This is a genomic window from Streptomyces sp. R11, assembly GCF_041051905.1.
GTDB lineage: Bacteria > Actinomycetota > Actinomycetes > Streptomycetales > Streptomycetaceae > Streptomyces.
In genome coordinates this window covers 3,616,526-3,631,619 of sequence record NZ_CP163432.1, presented here as the reverse complement: position 1 = coordinate 3,631,619, position 15,094 = coordinate 3,616,526, and the positions used below count along the sequence as shown (strand labels likewise).

General features: G+C 70.2%; 14 protein-coding genes and 1 other RNA gene. 10 read left to right on the top strand and 5 right to left on the bottom strand.

The features are described 5' to 3' along the window. Positions 1 to 40 precede the first annotated feature (40 nt). Positions 41 to 232 (bottom strand): hypothetical protein, encoded by a 192-nt coding sequence (locus AB5J55_RS16550; RefSeq protein WP_190074618.1) that lies wholly within the window; start codon positions 230 to 232, stop codon positions 41 to 43. Between the two features lie 233 nt (positions 233 to 465). Between AB5J55_RS16550 and ftsE the strand changes: the two genes are divergently transcribed. From ftsE to dacB, 9 genes are all read left to right on the top strand, one after another. Continuing rightward, positions 466 to 1,155, top strand: a complete 690-nt coding sequence (ftsE, locus tag AB5J55_RS16545; protein ID WP_274239363.1) for a cell division ATP-binding protein FtsE — start codon at positions 466 to 468, stop codon at positions 1,153 to 1,155. A 36-nt stretch (positions 1,156 to 1,191) separates the two neighbouring features. Next, positions 1,192 to 2,109 (top strand): permease-like cell division protein FtsX, encoded by a 918-nt coding sequence (gene ftsX / locus AB5J55_RS16540; protein WP_369271419.1) that lies wholly within the window; start codon positions 1,192 to 1,194, stop codon positions 2,107 to 2,109. 67 nt (positions 2,110 to 2,176) lie between these two features. Next, on the top strand, positions 2,177 to 3,343 hold the full coding sequence (locus AB5J55_RS16535; RefSeq protein WP_369271418.1) for a S41 family peptidase: 1,167 nt from the start codon (positions 2,177 to 2,179) through the stop codon (positions 3,341 to 3,343). Between the two features lie 59 nt (positions 3,344 to 3,402). After that, the gene (smpB, locus tag AB5J55_RS16530; protein WP_369276202.1) at positions 3,403 to 3,951 is read left to right on the top strand and encodes an SsrA-binding protein SmpB; all 549 of its coding nucleotides are present in this window, start codon (positions 3,403 to 3,405) and stop codon (positions 3,949 to 3,951) included. A 126-nt stretch (positions 3,952 to 4,077) separates the two neighbouring features. Further along, positions 4,078 to 4,446, top strand: a transfer-messenger RNA (tmRNA) gene (ssrA, locus tag AB5J55_RS16525). A 188-nt stretch (positions 4,447 to 4,634) separates the two neighbouring features. Beyond that, the gene (locus AB5J55_RS16520; RefSeq protein ID WP_369271417.1) at positions 4,635 to 5,633 is read left to right on the top strand and encodes a DUF4232 domain-containing protein; all 999 of its coding nucleotides are present in this window, start codon (positions 4,635 to 4,637) and stop codon (positions 5,631 to 5,633) included. Beyond that, entirely contained in the window at positions 5,630 to 6,193 is a 564-nt protein-coding gene (locus tag AB5J55_RS16515) for a hypothetical protein (protein ID WP_369271416.1), read from the top strand. Before AB5J55_RS16520 ends, AB5J55_RS16515 begins: the two co-directional genes overlap by 4 nt. A gap of 77 nt (positions 6,194 to 6,270) precedes the next feature. Then, positions 6,271 to 7,254, top strand: coding sequence for a PHB depolymerase family esterase (locus AB5J55_RS16510; protein ID WP_369271415.1), 984 nt, complete (start codon positions 6,271 to 6,273; stop codon positions 7,252 to 7,254). 62 nt (positions 7,255 to 7,316) lie between these two features. After that, the gene (gene dacB, locus AB5J55_RS16505; protein ID WP_369271414.1) at positions 7,317 to 8,897 is read left to right on the top strand and encodes a D-alanyl-D-alanine carboxypeptidase/D-alanyl-D-alanine-endopeptidase; all 1,581 of its coding nucleotides are present in this window, start codon (positions 7,317 to 7,319) and stop codon (positions 8,895 to 8,897) included. Between the two features lie 102 nt (positions 8,898 to 8,999). Here dacB and AB5J55_RS16500 read toward each other — a convergent pair whose 3' ends face one another. Together AB5J55_RS16500 and AB5J55_RS16495 are read right to left on the bottom strand one after the other, a co-directional pair. After that, on the bottom strand, positions 9,000 to 9,845 hold the full coding sequence (locus tag AB5J55_RS16500; RefSeq protein WP_369271413.1) for an SDR family oxidoreductase: 846 nt from the start codon (positions 9,843 to 9,845) through the stop codon (positions 9,000 to 9,002). Positions 9,846 to 9,947: 102 nt separating this feature from the next. After that, positions 9,948 to 10,913, bottom strand: coding sequence for a helix-turn-helix transcriptional regulator (locus AB5J55_RS16495; protein WP_369271412.1), 966 nt, complete (start codon positions 10,911 to 10,913; stop codon positions 9,948 to 9,950). Between the two features lie 64 nt (positions 10,914 to 10,977). Here AB5J55_RS16495 and AB5J55_RS16490 point away from each other — a divergent pair, with 64 nt between their 5' ends. Further along, positions 10,978 to 11,559 carry a TIGR03086 family metal-binding protein gene (locus tag AB5J55_RS16490; RefSeq protein ID WP_369271411.1) on the top strand — a complete coding sequence of 194 codons (582 nt, stop codon included), beginning with the start codon at positions 10,978 to 10,980 and terminating at the stop codon, positions 11,557 to 11,559. A 75-nt stretch (positions 11,560 to 11,634) separates the two neighbouring features. On the opposite strand, the gene AB5J55_RS16485 is transcribed toward AB5J55_RS16490, so the two are convergent. Beyond that, entirely contained in the window at positions 11,635 to 13,155 is a 1,521-nt protein-coding gene (locus AB5J55_RS16485; protein WP_369271410.1) for an FAD-binding oxidoreductase, read from the bottom strand. Between the two features lie 160 nt (positions 13,156 to 13,315). Beyond that, positions 13,316 to 15,019, bottom strand: a complete 1,704-nt coding sequence (locus AB5J55_RS16480; RefSeq protein WP_369271409.1) for an NAD(P)/FAD-dependent oxidoreductase — start codon at positions 15,017 to 15,019, stop codon at positions 13,316 to 13,318. Between the last annotated feature and the right edge of the window lie 75 nt (positions 15,020 to 15,094).

Below are 15,094 nucleotides of genomic sequence, written 5' to 3'. Positions count from 1 at the left end.
TCGCCATGTCCGCACGTCAGTACACGGTGCGGGCGTCGCCCTATGCCGTCTGGTGCGCCAGCAGTGCCACAGCCGCGATCAGCACCGCCAGCAGGGCGATCAGCGTCATCGGGTTCAGACCCGCAAACAGGTTCTCCTGCTGCAGCCGCTCACGGTTCGCCCGGCACACGGGGCAGCGGCCCTCACTCACGGGCGCGGCACAGTTCGCGCACACCAGCCGGTCGTACGTCATGCGCCACCCTCCTAGCCAGTTCCCTCCGGGGGTTCAACGGGTTCGGCCCCGAGAACGTTCCCCCCTCCACAATGCCAGGTTCCCCGGGAAAGGGCGCGGGCGCTCTCGGAGGGGTGGTTGCCAACCCGGCACAAACTGCACAAGCCTCACGCAACCCCTCCCGGTGCCTGCGCCCCTACCCCTGGTTCGCGTATGGTCACGCTCATCTAACCCCGGCGACCCATGGTGCACCCGTGATCCGACTCGACAACGTCTCCAAGGTCTACCCCAAGCAGACCCGCCCCGCACTCAGGGATGTGTCCCTGGAAGTGGAGAAGGGCGAGTTCGTGTTCCTCGTCGGGTCCTCCGGCTCCGGAAAGTCCACCTTCCTGCGGCTGATCCTCCGCGAGGAGCGGTGCACTCACGGGCAGGTGCACGTCCTGGGCAAGGACCTCGCGCGTCTGTCCAACTGGAAGGTGCCGCAGATGCGCCGCCAGCTGGGGACCGTCTTCCAGGACTTCCGGCTGCTGCCGAACAAGACGGTCGCCGAGAACGTGGCCTTCGCACAGGAGGTCATCGGCAAGTCCCGCGGCGAGATCCGCAAGTCCGTGCCGCAGGTGCTCGACCTCGTCGGGCTGGGCGGCAAGGAGGACCGGATGCCCGGTGAGCTCTCCGGTGGTGAGCAGCAGCGGGTGGCGATCGCGCGGGCCTTCGTCAACCGGCCCAAGCTGCTGATCGCCGACGAGCCCACCGGCAACCTCGACCCGCAGACCTCCGTCGGCATCATGAAGCTGCTCGACCGGATCAACCGGACGGGCACCACCGTGGTGATGGCGACGCACGACCAGAACATCGTGGACCAGATGCGCAAGCGCGTCATCGAGCTGGAGAAGGGCCGCCTCGTCCGCGACCAGGCACGCGGCGTCTACGGCTACCAGCACTGACCGCGACCGTCCACGGAAAGGCCTGAAGAAGACGCCATGCGCGCCCAGTTCGTACTCTCCGAGATCGGTGTCGGTCTCCGCCGCAATCTGACGATGACCTTCGCCGTCATCGTCTCCGTCGCCCTGTCGCTCGCTCTGTTCGGCGGGTCGCTCCTGATGAGCGACCAGGTCAACACCATGAAGGGCTACTGGTACGACAAGGTCAACGTCTCGGTGTTCCTCTGCAACAAGAGCGACGCCGAGTCCGACCCCAACTGCGCCAAGGGCGCGGTGACCGACGACCAGAAGAAGGAGATCCTCGCCGACCTGGACAAGATGACGGTCGTCGAGAAGGTCACCTACGAGTCGCAGGACCAGGCGTACAAGCACTACAAGGAGCAGTTCGGCGACTCCCCGCTGGCCGCCTCGCTCACGCCGGACCAGATGCAGGAGTCGTACCGGATCAAGCTGAAGGACCCGGAGAAGTACCAGGTCATCGCGACCGCCTTCGACGGGCGCGACGGTGTGCAGTCGGTGCAGGACCAGAAGGGCATTCTGGACAACCTCTTCGGGCTGCTGAACGGCATGAACTGGGCCGCGCGGGCCGTGATGGCGCTGATGCTCGTGGTCGCGCTCATGCTGATCGTCAACACCGTGCGGGTGTCCGCGTTCAGCCGACGGCGTGAGACCGGCATCATGCGGCTGGTCGGTGCCTCCGGCTTCTACATCCAGGCGCCGTTCATCATGGAGGCCGCGGTCGCCGGACTCATCGGCGGGTCGGTCGCGTGTGCCTTCCTGGTGATGGCGAGGTACTTCATCATCGACCACGGTCTGGCCCTGTCGGAGAAGCTGACGCTGATCAACTTCATCGGCTGGGACGCGGTGTTGACGAAGCTGCCGCTCATCCTCGCGACGAGCCTGCTGATGCCCGCGTTGGCTGCGTTCTTCGCGTTGCGCAAGTATCTGAAGGTGTGACCAACGCCAAGGGGGCCGTCCGGTCAACGGACCGTACGGCCCCTCGCGTTGTCCTAGACTCACCGGCATGTCAGGTCGTGACCTGTTCTGTCAGCCCCGCCGCTTCGGCCGCGGGGCCGCCCTGACATTGGTCTTCGCGAGCGTGCTCGTCGCCGGTGCCGCGACCGGCTCGCTGCCCGGCCCTGACCGGAAAACCCCCGCCGACGCCGCCGGTTCGGCCGCTCCGGCGGGCCGGCACGTGGATGTCGCCGAGGCGGCCGCCCAGGCCATGGCCGCGGGCAAGTCCCCCATGGAGGCCGCCGAGCGCGCGGTCAGCCGCAGCGGGGACCGCTGGGGCGCCGTCTACTCCCAGGGCGAGTACGAGGAGTTCGAGGAGGCCCTCGACGGCGAGTACACCGGCGTCGGGCTGTGGGCGCGCCGCGAGCGTGACGGGCGTATCGAGGTGACCAGGGTGCGGGCGGGGTCGCCCGCCGCCGTCGCCGGGATCCGCTCGGGCGACCTGGTGCGCAGCATCGACGGCCAGAAGGTCGACGGGCGTCCGGTCACCGAGGTCGTCTCCTTACTGCGGGGCGACGCTACCGACGCGGACGCAGGTACGGCGGTGGCCGTGGGCCTGGAGCGCGGCACGCACGCGTGGGACCTCACGCTGCGCCGGGCCCGGCTGTCCACCGACTCGGTCACCGTGCGGGAACTCGCCGACGGCGTCACCGTCATCAAAATCGCCTCCTTCACCAAGGGCTCCGGCGACGCGGTCCGCGAGGCCGTACGACGCGCCCCGGCCGCCACCGGCGTCGTCCTCGACCTGCGGGGCAACTCCGGCGGTCTGGTCACCGAGGCCGTCACCGCCGCCTCCGCGTTCCTCGACGGCGGCCTGGTCGCCACCTACGACGTCGACGGCGACCAGCGCGCGCTGCACGCCGAACCCGGCGGCGACACGGCCAGACCCCTGGTCGCGCTCGTCGACGGCGGCACCATGAGCGCGGCCGAGCTGCTCACCGGCGCCCTGCAGGACCGCGGCCGCACGGTCGTCGTGGGCACCCGCACCTTCGGCAAGGGCTCGGTCCAGATGCCGAGCCGCCTCCCCGACGGCTCCGTCGCCGAGCTGACCGTCGGGCACTACCGCACCCCCTCCGGGCGAACCGTCGACGGCCGCGGCATCACCCCCGACCTGGAGGCCGACCAACAGGTCCTGGAGCGGGCCGAGACGGTCCTCAGCGGCCTCGGCGACTCGTAAATCGGCTTTCCCCGCACCCCCTCCGTAGTGCGAAAATGGACGGCACTATGAGCAAGGGAATGTACGTACCCAAGGAGTCCCAGCCCAAGCAGGGCGGTGGGGCGGCCGGCAAAGCGGGCCGAGACGGTGAGAAGGGCGGCAAGCGCAAGATCGTCGCCCAGAACAAGAAGGCCCGGCACGACTACGCGATCATCGACACCTTCGAGGCCGGCCTGGTCCTCATGGGCACCGAGGTCAAGTCGCTGCGTGAGGGTCGGACCTCGCTGACCGACGGCTTCGTCCAGATCGACCGGGGCGAGGCGTGGCTGCACAACGCCCACATCCCCGAGTATCACCAGGGCAGCTGGACCAACCACTCCGCGCGCCGCAAGCGCAAGCTGCTGCTGCACCGCGAGGAGATCGACAAGCTGGAGGCGAAGTCCCAGGAGACGGGTCACACGATCGTGCCCCTCGCCCTGTACTTCAAGGACGGTCGCGCGAAGGCCGAGATCGCTCTGGCGCGAGGCAAGAAGGAGTACGACAAGCGCCAGACCTTGCGGGAGAAGCAGGACCGGCGGGAGTCGGACCGGGCGATCGCGGCGGCGAAGCGGCGGCAGCGCGCCCAGTAGCGCGCTGCAAGGAATACGCTGGCATGGTCGTGCGTTGGTCACGTACGATGGCACTGCACCTCACAGAGGGTGCGCGCCCCTCTCCGGTCGCCGGAGGTTTCCGGAGGGGAATTGAAAAAACAACATGGGGATGATCGGTTTCGACAGCGGCTGTTGAAGCAGGGGAAGCGTGTCGAGGAAGCGGCAATGATCTCGTAAACCATATGTCGCAAAAAATAATCGCCAACACCAAGCGCGATTCCTTCGCCCTCGCTGCCTAAGTAGCGACTTGCGAAGTGTCAGCCCGGGGCTGTTCCCGACCCGGATCCTGGCATCAGCTAGGGAACTAAACCTTGATCCCGGTCACGGGGTGAAGAGGGAAACCAAACAGTGACTGGGCCCGTCGGCGACTTGTTCGCGTGATCGCCGGGGCCGAGAAAATCGCAGCGAACTGCACACGGAGAAGCCCTGATTCTGCACCGTTGGACGCGGGTTCGATTCCCGCCATCTCCACGATCGGGAGGTTTCCGAACCTCCCTAACCCATGTGGGCAAAGGCCCCGCCGCCTCCGGGCAGCGGGGCCTTTGTCATGGCGGGACTCTCAGGCCAGGCCCTGTGAGGCCGGAGTGATCTGTGACACCCCTGTGACCGGAGGTGTGGGTTCCGCCACAGACCGTTGGCGCGGCCCCTGGTGAGGTGAGCGGATGCCTACCGCCTCGCGCACCGTCCCCGCTGCCCTCGCCGGTGTTCTGCTGCTGGCCGCGTGTGGTTCCCAGGGCGATGACGCGACGAGGGCTCGCGGCGCCGGGGCCCCGGTCAGCGCCGCGTCGCTGTGCCCGTCGGACTTCGTGCAGTACGGCAGCCCGCCGCCGTCCGTTGAAGCGGCCGTCACCCCTTCCGGTACGCCGACGCCGCTGCCCCTGCCCTCCTCGGGCGACGGTCCGGGCGAGGACGGGGTCAGGGTGACCGGCCTGTACGCCTGGGGGCAGGGCAGCGGCTGCGACGCCGACTTCTCCGCCGCGTTCGAGGTCACCAACCAGGGGACGGAGGCGGCCACTTACACGGTGACCATCGGGTTCCTGTCGGCGTCCGGCGGCTCCGTCGACAACGTCGAGCAGACCGTCGCGTCGGTCGAGCCGGGACGGACCGTCAAGGCGGCCGTCGTCATGACGGAACCCGCCGCTCAGGTACCCGAGGTGACGGGTGCGAAGGTGATCAAGGTGCGCAGCGTTCCCGTCGGCGAGGGGTCCTCGGCCTCGGGACCGTGTCCGGCGTCCGGGGTGCATGTCTACGCGGACAAGGGGGACGCCGCCATGGGGCTGCGCGTCGTCGGCCTGCATCTCGTCAACTGCGGCACCCGGACCTACGAGCTCAACGGCTACCCGCAGCTCGAACTCCTCGACGCGGACCACGACATCGTCGACGGCGTGCGGATCCTCCAGGGCACCGATCAGATCAGCACCGGCACCGGTGGGACCGGCCGGCCGCAACCCGTGGTGCTGCGGCCGGGTGAGGCCGCCCAGTCGACCTTGGCCTGGCGGAACACCACCGAGGCCGGCCTCGGTGACCCGGTCAACGCGCCGTACGTCCGGGTGCGGGCCGAGCAGGGTGCCGACCCCGTGACGGTGATGCCGGAACTGGACCTCGGGACGACCGGGAAGCTCGGGGTGGGGCCGTGGAAGAAGGACGAGACGTACCGGTGACCGGTCTTCTCGCCGTCCTGGCGGGTGCCCTGGCGCTGGGCCTGCTCGTCCATCCGCGCATCGCGCCCGGCGTCAGGGTCCTCGTCCTCACCGCGCCTCCGGTGGTGGGAGTGGCCTGGCTCCTGGACGAGGTGATCGGGCGGACCGTCGTCGCCGTCACCGTCGTCGCCGGGTACGTCGTCGTGCTGGTCGCGTTGAACGGACTCATCGGCCATCCCCGCCTTCCGGCCTGGGCGAGGGCGACGGCGTTCGTCACGATTCCGGTCGCGGCGGCGGCCTGGCTGCTGATCGTCATGGCGGACGACACGATCAAGGACCCCGGCGAGGACCCGTGCTCCGTGCGCTACGGCGGCGTCGGCGTCTCCAAGGCGTTTCCCCCGCAGGCGTACTGCCTCTACGAGGACGGCGGGACGCACAACCTCGCGGCGGGCGCCCAGGTCGTGTTCTGGGTCTGCTTCGTCAGCAGCCTGTTGCTGCTCGCGGTCGGGCTGTGGGAGGTCGTGCGGGATCCGCGCAGGCTCGTGCGGCAGTTCCGGACGGCACCCTCGCCCGCTCGATGAACCACTATGGGTGAGGCGTCCGTTGTGGTGTCCCACTCCATATCGACGGGTCGTTCATGCTTCTACGGTCCCTCCGCATGACACAGACCAGAGCCGCAAGCCGTCGAATCGCCGTCTGCGCGAGCCTTCTCGTCGCCCTGATCGCCGCCTTCCTCACGCCGGGCCGAGCCGAGGCCGCCTCCCTCCAGGAGGTCACGGGGTTCGGTCCCAACCCCGGTGCGCTGCGCATGTTCCGGTACGTCCCCGACGGGCTGCCCGCCGGACGGCCCGTGGTCGTCGCGCTGCACGGGTGCACACAGAACGCCTCCGGATACGGCACCGGCAGCGGCTGGCTCCAACTCGCCGACCGCTGGGGCTTCTCCGTCGTGCTGCCGCAGCAGCAGAGCGCCAACAACGCCTCGTCCTGCTTCGACTGGTTCCAGAGCGGCGACATCGCGCGCGGCCAGGGCGAGGCCGCGTCCGTCGCCCAGATGGTCGACCGGCAGCTCGCCGACACCTCCGCGGACGCCTCGCGCGTGTATGCCACCGGGCTGTCCGCCGGGGGCGGGATGACCGCGGTGATGATGGCGACGTACCCGGAGAAGTTCGCGGCGGGCGGGATCGTCGCCGGGCTGCCGTACGGGTGTGCGCAGGCGGCCGGGTCGCCGTATGTGTGCATGTACGTCGGGGCGACACAGACCCCGAAGCAGTGGGGGGACCGGGTGCGGGCCGCCCGGCCGGGGTACGCCGGGCCCTGGCCGACCCTCGTCGCATTCCAGGGCACGGCCGACTACACCGTGAAGCCCGTCAACATGACCGACCTGGTGAAGCAGTGGACCGATGTGCACGGGAGCGATCAGGCCGCCGATGTGAGAGACACCGTGGCCGGGTATCCGCATCAGGTCTTCCGGGACGCGGGCGGGCGTGCCGTCGTGGAGACGTACAGCGTCACCGGGATGGGGCACGGGCAGCCCGTCGATCCGGGGAGCGGGAGCGAGCAGTGCGGGAGTGCCGGGGCGCATGTCCTCGACGTGAACCTGTGTGCCGCGTATCGGATGGGGCGGGCCTGGGGACTGGGGTGAGTCGAGGGCGCTCTGTCGCCGCGGGCGGTTGTCCGGGATGCTGCTGAAGCATGAGCGGACCCGTGAGAACTTCCGGGAGATGCGTCAACTCCCGTAGCAGACTGTGGACATGGCCCGTCGCCGTGGCGCTCGTCGCCGCCGTCCTGGGGCCCGGCGCGCAGGCCGGTGCGGACTCGGACCGTAGCGGCCTGCCGGAGGCCGTCGACACCATCCTGGGCGATGCGCGGATGGAGGGCGGCGTGGCGAGCGTCGTGGTGGCGGACGCCGGTACCGGTGAGCTCCTCTACCAGCATCTGCCCGCCACCCGGCTGATGCCCGCCTCCAACACCAAGCTCGCCACCTCGGCCGCGGCCATGGAGATCCTGGGGCCGCAGTACCGGTTCACCACCGACGTGCTGACCACCGGGCGCCGGCACGGATCCGTGCTGCGGGGCGACCTGTATCTGCGTGGCACCGGGGACCCGACCCTGCTCGCCGGTGACTACGACCGGCTAGCCGCGCGTCTCGCCGCGTCGGGGATCAGGCGCGTGGACGGGCGGCTGATCGCCGACGACACCCGGTTCGACAGCGTGCGGCTCGGGCGGTCCTGGGCCGCCGATGACGAGTCGTCGTACTACTCGGCCCAGATCAGCGCGCTGAGCGTGGCGCCGGACACCGACTACGACACCGGGACCGTGATCGTCACGGTCGGGCCGGGGGAGGAGGCGGGTGACGAGCCGGTCGTCACCGTCACGCCCGACACCGACTACGTCGACATCGACGTGCGGGCCACGACGGTCGCCGCCGGCGGGGCGAACGATCTCACCGTCGAGCGCGAGCACGGCACGAACACCGTCGTGGTCAGCGGTACGACACCCGTCGGGGGCGCCGGTGCCAAGGAGTGGGTCAGCGTGTGGGGGCCCACCGGGTACGCCGCCGCGGTCTTCCGGGTCGCGCTCGCGGACCATGGCGTCAAGGTCGTGGGGCCGACCCGCCTGGGACGCCCGACTCCCGCAGGAGCCACGGAGTTGGCCTCGCACGACTCCATGGCTCTCAAGGACCTGCTCATCCCGTTCATGAAGCTCTCCAACAACATGCACGCCGAGATCCTCACCAAGGCCATGGGCCACGAGGTCTCGCGGCAGGGGAGCTGGGGCGCCGGGCTGGACGCGATCAGCGGCTACCTCAAGGGCGTGGGCATCGACGCCGGGAAGGTGCGGCAGGTCGACGGCTCGGGGCTGTCGCGGATGGACAACTTCGCCGCCGGGCAACTCGTCGAGCTGCTCCTCGCCGTGCGGGCGGAGCCCTGGTACGCCGACTGGCACCGTGCGCTGCCGGTCGCCTGCGACCCCGACCGCTTCGTCGGCGGCACGCTGCGGTCACGGATGTGCGGGACGCCGGCCGCGCTCAACGCCCGTGCCAAGACGGGGTCGTTGACGGGCGCCTCGGCTCTTTCCGGGTACGTCACGGACTCCGGCGGGCGTGAACTCGTCTACGGCATCGTCCTCAACAACTACCTGGCCTCGTCCGTGAAGCCGTTGGAGGACGCCATCGTGGTGACGCTGGCCCGGTCGACCGCCGAGGTCGCCGGTTCCGCGTCGATCCGCGGGGGCGGGACCAACACGGACGTCGAGTGTGCTTGGCGCAAGCCTGCCCTGTGCTGAGGCCGAATGGCCCGCCCCGGACCCGTACGGGGGAATTCCGGATCCGGGGCGGTGCTGAGGGGGCCGCGGCGGCGCGCTACTCCGCGGCGCCGGGCGTCGGCGTCACTTGAAGGCGTGGACGTTGCGCCGGGCCCAGCCCGCGAAGGAGCCGGCCGGGCGGCCGAGGATCTTCTCCGTGTCGGGGCTGACCCGCTGCTCGGCGGGCAGGGGCTCGCCGAGGATGTCGAGCGTGCCGTCGATCACCGGCTCGGGCATGAACTGCGCCATGTGCTCGCGAGCCTGCTCACGCGTCAGCTCCACGAAGCCGACCTGCTCACCGATCGCCTCGGCCAGCGCCGCCGCCTGCTCGCGCGGGGTGACGGCGGCCGGGCCGGTCAGCTCGTACGTCCGGCCGACATGGCCCTCCTCGCGCAGGACCACGGCGGCGACCTCGGAGATGTCCGCCGGGTCCACGACCGGCAGCGCCACGTCGGCGAACGGGGCGATCACCGCGCGCTTCGTGCGGACGCTCTCGATCCAGGCGTAGGCGTTGGAGGCGAAACCGCCCGGGCGCAGGATCGTCCAGTCCAGGCCCGAGGAGCGCACGGCCTCCTCGAACTCCCGCAGCCGGCCGTGCGAGAGGGCGTCCGGGCGGGTGCCGTTGATCTGCGAGGAGAGCAGCACCACGCGCCGCACGCCGGCCTCCTTGGCCGCCGCCAGCACGTCGACCGCGGGCGCGCCGCCGCCGAGCAGCTCACCGGCGAGCAGGATGAACAGGGCCGCGGCGCCGTCCAGGGCGGGGCCCAGGGTGGCGGGATCGGCGAGGTCGGCGCGGACATGCCGCGCTCCCTCCGGAAGGTCGTAGGAGAGGGGATTGCGGGACACGGCCGTCACCTTCTCGCCGGCGGCGGCGAGGGTCTCGACGAGCGGGCGGCCGACGTTTCCGGAGGCTCCGGTGACAACGAACATGAGGACTCCCAAAGGTGTGTAAAGAGGGTGGAGTTGGGGCGGATCAACGCGATGTCTGCGACTTTAGCATCCTCCGTATAGTAGGTACCTAGAGGAAAGCGACTATGTCGTCGCTGCTTCCTGGAGCACCTCGTAGCGCGCCATCAGGTCGCGGCCGAGGCGGGCCAGGTGTTCGCGTGCCTGGGGCGGGCCCACCACCTCGACCCGGGCCCCCAGAGCCGCCAGCTGCGCGGCCAGCACCTCCACCGACGGCCCGGCGGCCTCGATCTCCCGTCTGCCGTCCTCCAGTAACCGGCCGATGCTCAGCCGCCCGCCGAGCAGGCGCTGGAGCACGGGCAGGGCGTCCTGGTCGGCCCGCGCCGTCACCGTCGCGGCGAGGAGGCGGTCCTCCAGCTGGGTGACCAACGTCCGCCAGGCGGCCGTCAGATCGAAGTCGGCGGGACGGCGCACCGGCTCGTCGGTCGCCTCCGCCGAGGTCACCCGGCCCAGCCGGAAGGAACGCAGCCCGTCCGACGTGCCGGCCACCATGTACCAGTGGCCCGCCTTGAGGACCAGCCCGAGCGGGTCCACCGTGCGCTCGTGCGGTACGCCGCCTGGGCGGGCGTAGCCGAGGCGGACCCGTACGCCGTCCAGCACCGCTCGCTCCAGGGCCGTGTGGTGCGGGCCGCTCGCCATCACGGCGGTGCGCGACCAGTCCTGGTCGTCGACGATCCGCGCCCGGGACGCCGCCTCGGCGTGCGGCCGCAGCGGCTCCGGCACCGCCCGCAGCAACTTCCGGAGCGCCGCGCGCAGTTCGGGGGAGGCCGCGGAGGAGCCCGCGGCCAGGAACAGCGCCTGCACCTCCGGCGAGGTGAGCCCGGTCAGATCCGTGCGCGCTCCGCCGACCAGCCGCCATCCGCCGCCCCGGCCGCGCTGGGCGTACACGGGGACGCCGGAGGCGATCAGGGCCTCCAGGTCGCGCCGTGCGGTGCGTTCGGAGACCTCCAGCTCGGCGGCGAGTTCCGCGGCGGTCACCCGGCCGCGCGCCTGGAGGAAGAGCAGAGCCGCCACCAATCGGTCAGCTCGCATCAGTGATCAGCCTTTCCTGGAAAGTGGCCGGAGGATGGCCTGTTTGGCCGGAAGACTCGACGACATGACGAACTCGATGAACGACCCCCGCAACGGACTGCTGAAGGCCGTCGACCTGGCCGGTGACGTGCTCGCCTCGGTGCGGCCCGAGCACTACGACCGCACCACGCCGTGTCCGGACTACTCGGTGCGCCAACTGTCCAATCACCTTGTCTCCGTGCTCCGCCGGGTTGCCGTGATCGGCGCCGGCGGACAGTTCTTCAGCGTTCCGCACTTCGCCGAGGACGTCGCCGACGGTGCCTGGGCCGAGGCCTGGGCCGCCGGGACGAAGGAGCTGCGGTCCGTCTGGACGGACCCGGCGGTTCTGGGCCGGGAGATCGGGCTGCCCTGGGGGCCCGTCCCCGGCGCCGCCGCCGCGGTCATCTACACCAACGAGTTCGTGCTGCACACCTGGGACCTGGCCAAGGCGACCGGCCAGAGCCCCGCCTGGGACGACGACGTCCTGGCCGCACCGCTCGCCGCCATGCAGCGTGCCGTGCCCCGCGAGCCGCGCGGCGGCCAGGTGCCGTTCGGCCCCGTCGTGGACGTCCCGGAGGACGCCCCCGCCATCGACCGCCTGGTCGGCTGGTACGGCCGCAAGCCCTGAGCCCGTACCGCACATTCCCCGCGAGGCCGCCGGACCCCGTTGTCCGGCGGCCTTTCGAGGTTCGGGCCGTGGCGGTCAGGCGCTGCCTATGGACTGCGGGAAGCGGAAGAACCGGTACGGGTCGTACTTGGACTTGATCCGGGTCAGCCGGGAGTAGTTCTCGGCGTAGTACGACGCCTTCCAGTCCTCCAGCGACGGGTCCATCCAGTTCTGGTAGGTCTCGCCGTTCGACAGCGGGTCGACCGTCGCGAAGCCGTTGTCGACCCAGGTGTTCGCCACTGCCTTGGCCTCGTCGGTCACCTGGGCCGGGTCGTTGATCAGGACCCGGTAGTTGACCGAGAAGAGCGAGTCGCGGTGCACATACGCGGTGGCGGTGCGCGCGATGTCGTTCGCGGCGCCCCCGAAGAAGTGGAAGTCCAGGTAACGCGCCTGCCCCGCCCTGCGGTTCGCGTCGAACGCCGTCATCACGTCCGCCCAGCCGCTCGCCGGGTACGGCTCGCTGCCCATCCGGGTGCGCTCCAGGCCGTACGCCGGGCGGGACAGCGTGCCCTGCGGGGTCTTCTCGGAGCGCTGGCACTGCGCCTCGGTGAGGGTGGCGCACCCGAAGATCATCATCATGAGCTGCTGGTACGTCATGACGCCGTCCTGGCGCTGCACGGGAGCGCCGGTCAGGGCGATCAACCGGGCAGCCTCGCCGGCGAGCTCGGTCGGGGTGCCGCGGGAGGCGAGGAAGACGTTGGCCTGCGGAACGGAGCCGGGCGCCGCGTCGGGCTGCACGACGTAGGCACCGCCGCCGATGGTGTGCGGGGCGTCTACCAGCCACCGGGCCACTCCGTCGAGGACGTCGGCCATCCGGTCGTAGGGGAAGATCAGGTTGCTGATGGCCATCTGGTCGCCGCTGTGCGGGGTGACCGTGAACTTCGTGACGATGCCGAAGTTGCCGCCACCGCCGCCGCGGAGCGCCCAGAACAGGTCCGGGTACTGCTTCGCCGAGGTGGTCACCACACGGCCGTCGGCGAGCACCACCTGGGCGGCGGTCACCGCGTCGCTGGCCATGCCCGTCGGCCGGGTCAGGAAGCCGAAGCCGCCGCCCTGCAGGAAGCCGCCGGCGCACACGGTCGGGCAGCCGCCCTCGCTGACCACCAGGTGGTGCGGGGCCAGCGCGTTGAGGATGTTGACGTTCTGCGCGCCCGGGCCGATCTCCACCGACGAGGGGCTCTTCACCGTCACGGCGTTGAGCCTCGACACGTCGATGATCATGCCCGGCGTCGTGGACCAGCCGCCGTAGTTGTGGCCGCCGCTGCGGACCGCCGTACGGACGCCGTTGTCCTGGGCGAAGCGCACGCAGACCGAGACGTCCGCCGCGCTCGCGCAGTAGGCCACCGCCTGCGGGTTGACGGCGTCGAACTGGCCCAGCTCCAGCTGGCGGGCGACGGAGTAGTAGGGGTCGGTGGGCAGCACGAGCCGGCCCGAGAGCTTGGCGGCGAGTTGGTTCCACGGTGTCCCCGAGCCCTCGGCGGCGACGGGGATGGCGGGCACGAGGGCGATGCCGGCTGCGGCCGAGCCGGCGCCGAGCAGGGTTCTACGACTGATCACACGGTGTCCCAGTGTCGATGCGGGTGTGGTGGACGGAGGTTCGGTGAGGGTTCGGGGGGCCGGGGGTCGGTGGCCGGTGGCCCGCACAGGGCTGCGCGTGGGGGTGGCACCACGCCCTGTGCGGGCCGGTCTCGGGGGTGCGGCGGTGGTCCGGAGCGGGTCAGGAGACCTTCTTGCCGCGTACGGCGGACTTGGCGACGCCCTTGAGCATCGAGCGGCCGAGGTCGCGCATCTCCTTGGGGCCGTTGGTGCTCGCCCACCACATGAACTTGATCATCGTGGGGGTGGTGGCCCGGTAGAAGCGGTGGTCCTCGCCGTCCTTCCAGCCGAAGGGCGTGTTGACCGACTCGCAGTCGTTGATGGCCTGGAAGACGATGTCGGCCGCCTTGTCGCCGTCGATCTCGCCGGCCTCGTAGCTGAGGCAGGTCTCGTTGGTGACGTCGAGCAGGTGCTTGAAGGCGTGGCTGTCCGGCCACCACAGGCCCGGATAGGGCGAGTTCTCCATCTCGCGGAAGTGCCGGTCGTCGCCGTCCAGGACGAACTCCTGGCGGGCCTGGATCTGCCGCATGGTGGCGGGCGTGGTGAAGCAGGCCCAGACCCGGAACACCGCGTTCCATAGCCGGAAGTGGGAGAACGCGATGTAGGAGCTGTTGACGATCATGTCGTTGTAGGTGAGCAGCCCCTGCTCCAGACGCTCGACGTACTCGAAGCGCTTGGCCGAGAAGTCGTCGTCGCGCAGTGCTTCCAGGACGCGGTAGCACAGCGCGTCCACCACCTCGAAGGTGTTGGACAGACCGCGCGAGTAGAGCGGGTCCACGAAGCCGGCCGCGTGCGACATCAGGCACCAGCGGTCGCCGACCGTCTGCTTCGACGAGTACTGGATCCGGTCCGGCGTGGAGATCCACTCCCGCACCCGCCGCGCGCCGTCGAACTGGCGCTTCACGGCCGGGTACATGTCGAGGTAGTGGTTGAACTCCTCGTCCGGCGTCTTGTCCTTGGGCTGCGGGTAGAGCCGCTCGTCGAAGGTCAGGCCGACGCTGCACATCGGGTTGCGCGAGTCCTTGTGGTTGTCGAACGGGATGATCCAGAACCAGCCGCGTTCGATCAGGTGGTGCAGGGTGCCGCCGTGGAACGGGGACTCGGCCGGCGGGCGCAGCGCCTCGGGGTAGTTGCACACGTCGTCGTAGGGCTTGATGCCGACATAGTGCGTGAACAGGGAGCGCGCGTGGTGCTTGAGCCGGGAGGGCTTCTCGCGCAGGTCGAACTTCTGGGCGAGCGGCGAGCGGAAACCGCTGGCGTCGATGAGGTACTTCGCGCGGAAGACCTCGCCGCTCTGGCCGGTGACGGTGACGCCGTCGTCGTCGAAGTCCAGGTCGGTGGCGCGCCAGTTCTGCCGCAGGGTGCAGCCGTACTTGGCGGCGACGTTGAAGTAGTAGGTGTCGGTGTCCTGGCGGAACATGTGCGACGCCTCGGTCAGCATCTTCGGGATGACGAACATCGTCGCCTCGCGCGGGTCCGGCTCCCGGTCCGGGACGTGCCGTACGAATCCGAAGCTCTGCTTCCTGCCGTGGTGGGCGCCGATGTACTTGGTGACCGCCTTGATGTCGAGCAGGTGCTTGATCTCGGGGACGTCGTAGCGCACGGCGAGGATGTGCAGCCACTCCACGAGCTGCGGGTTCTGCGACTCACCGACCGCGAACCGCGGGTGCTGCCCGGCGTCGACGAGCACCACCTTCGCGCCCTGCCGGGCCAGGATCGCGCCGGTGATCGAGCCGCCGATTCCGGCGCCCAGGATGATGACGTCGCACTCGTTCCACTCGCCGGCTTTCGGTGTGGGCATCTCTGTTTCGGCCTTGCCGGTCAACTCGGGACTCCTCTTCTGACGTACGTTCGGGGCAGCGCCCTCAGGGGCGCGGGGAACTGCGCGACCAGCCACGAC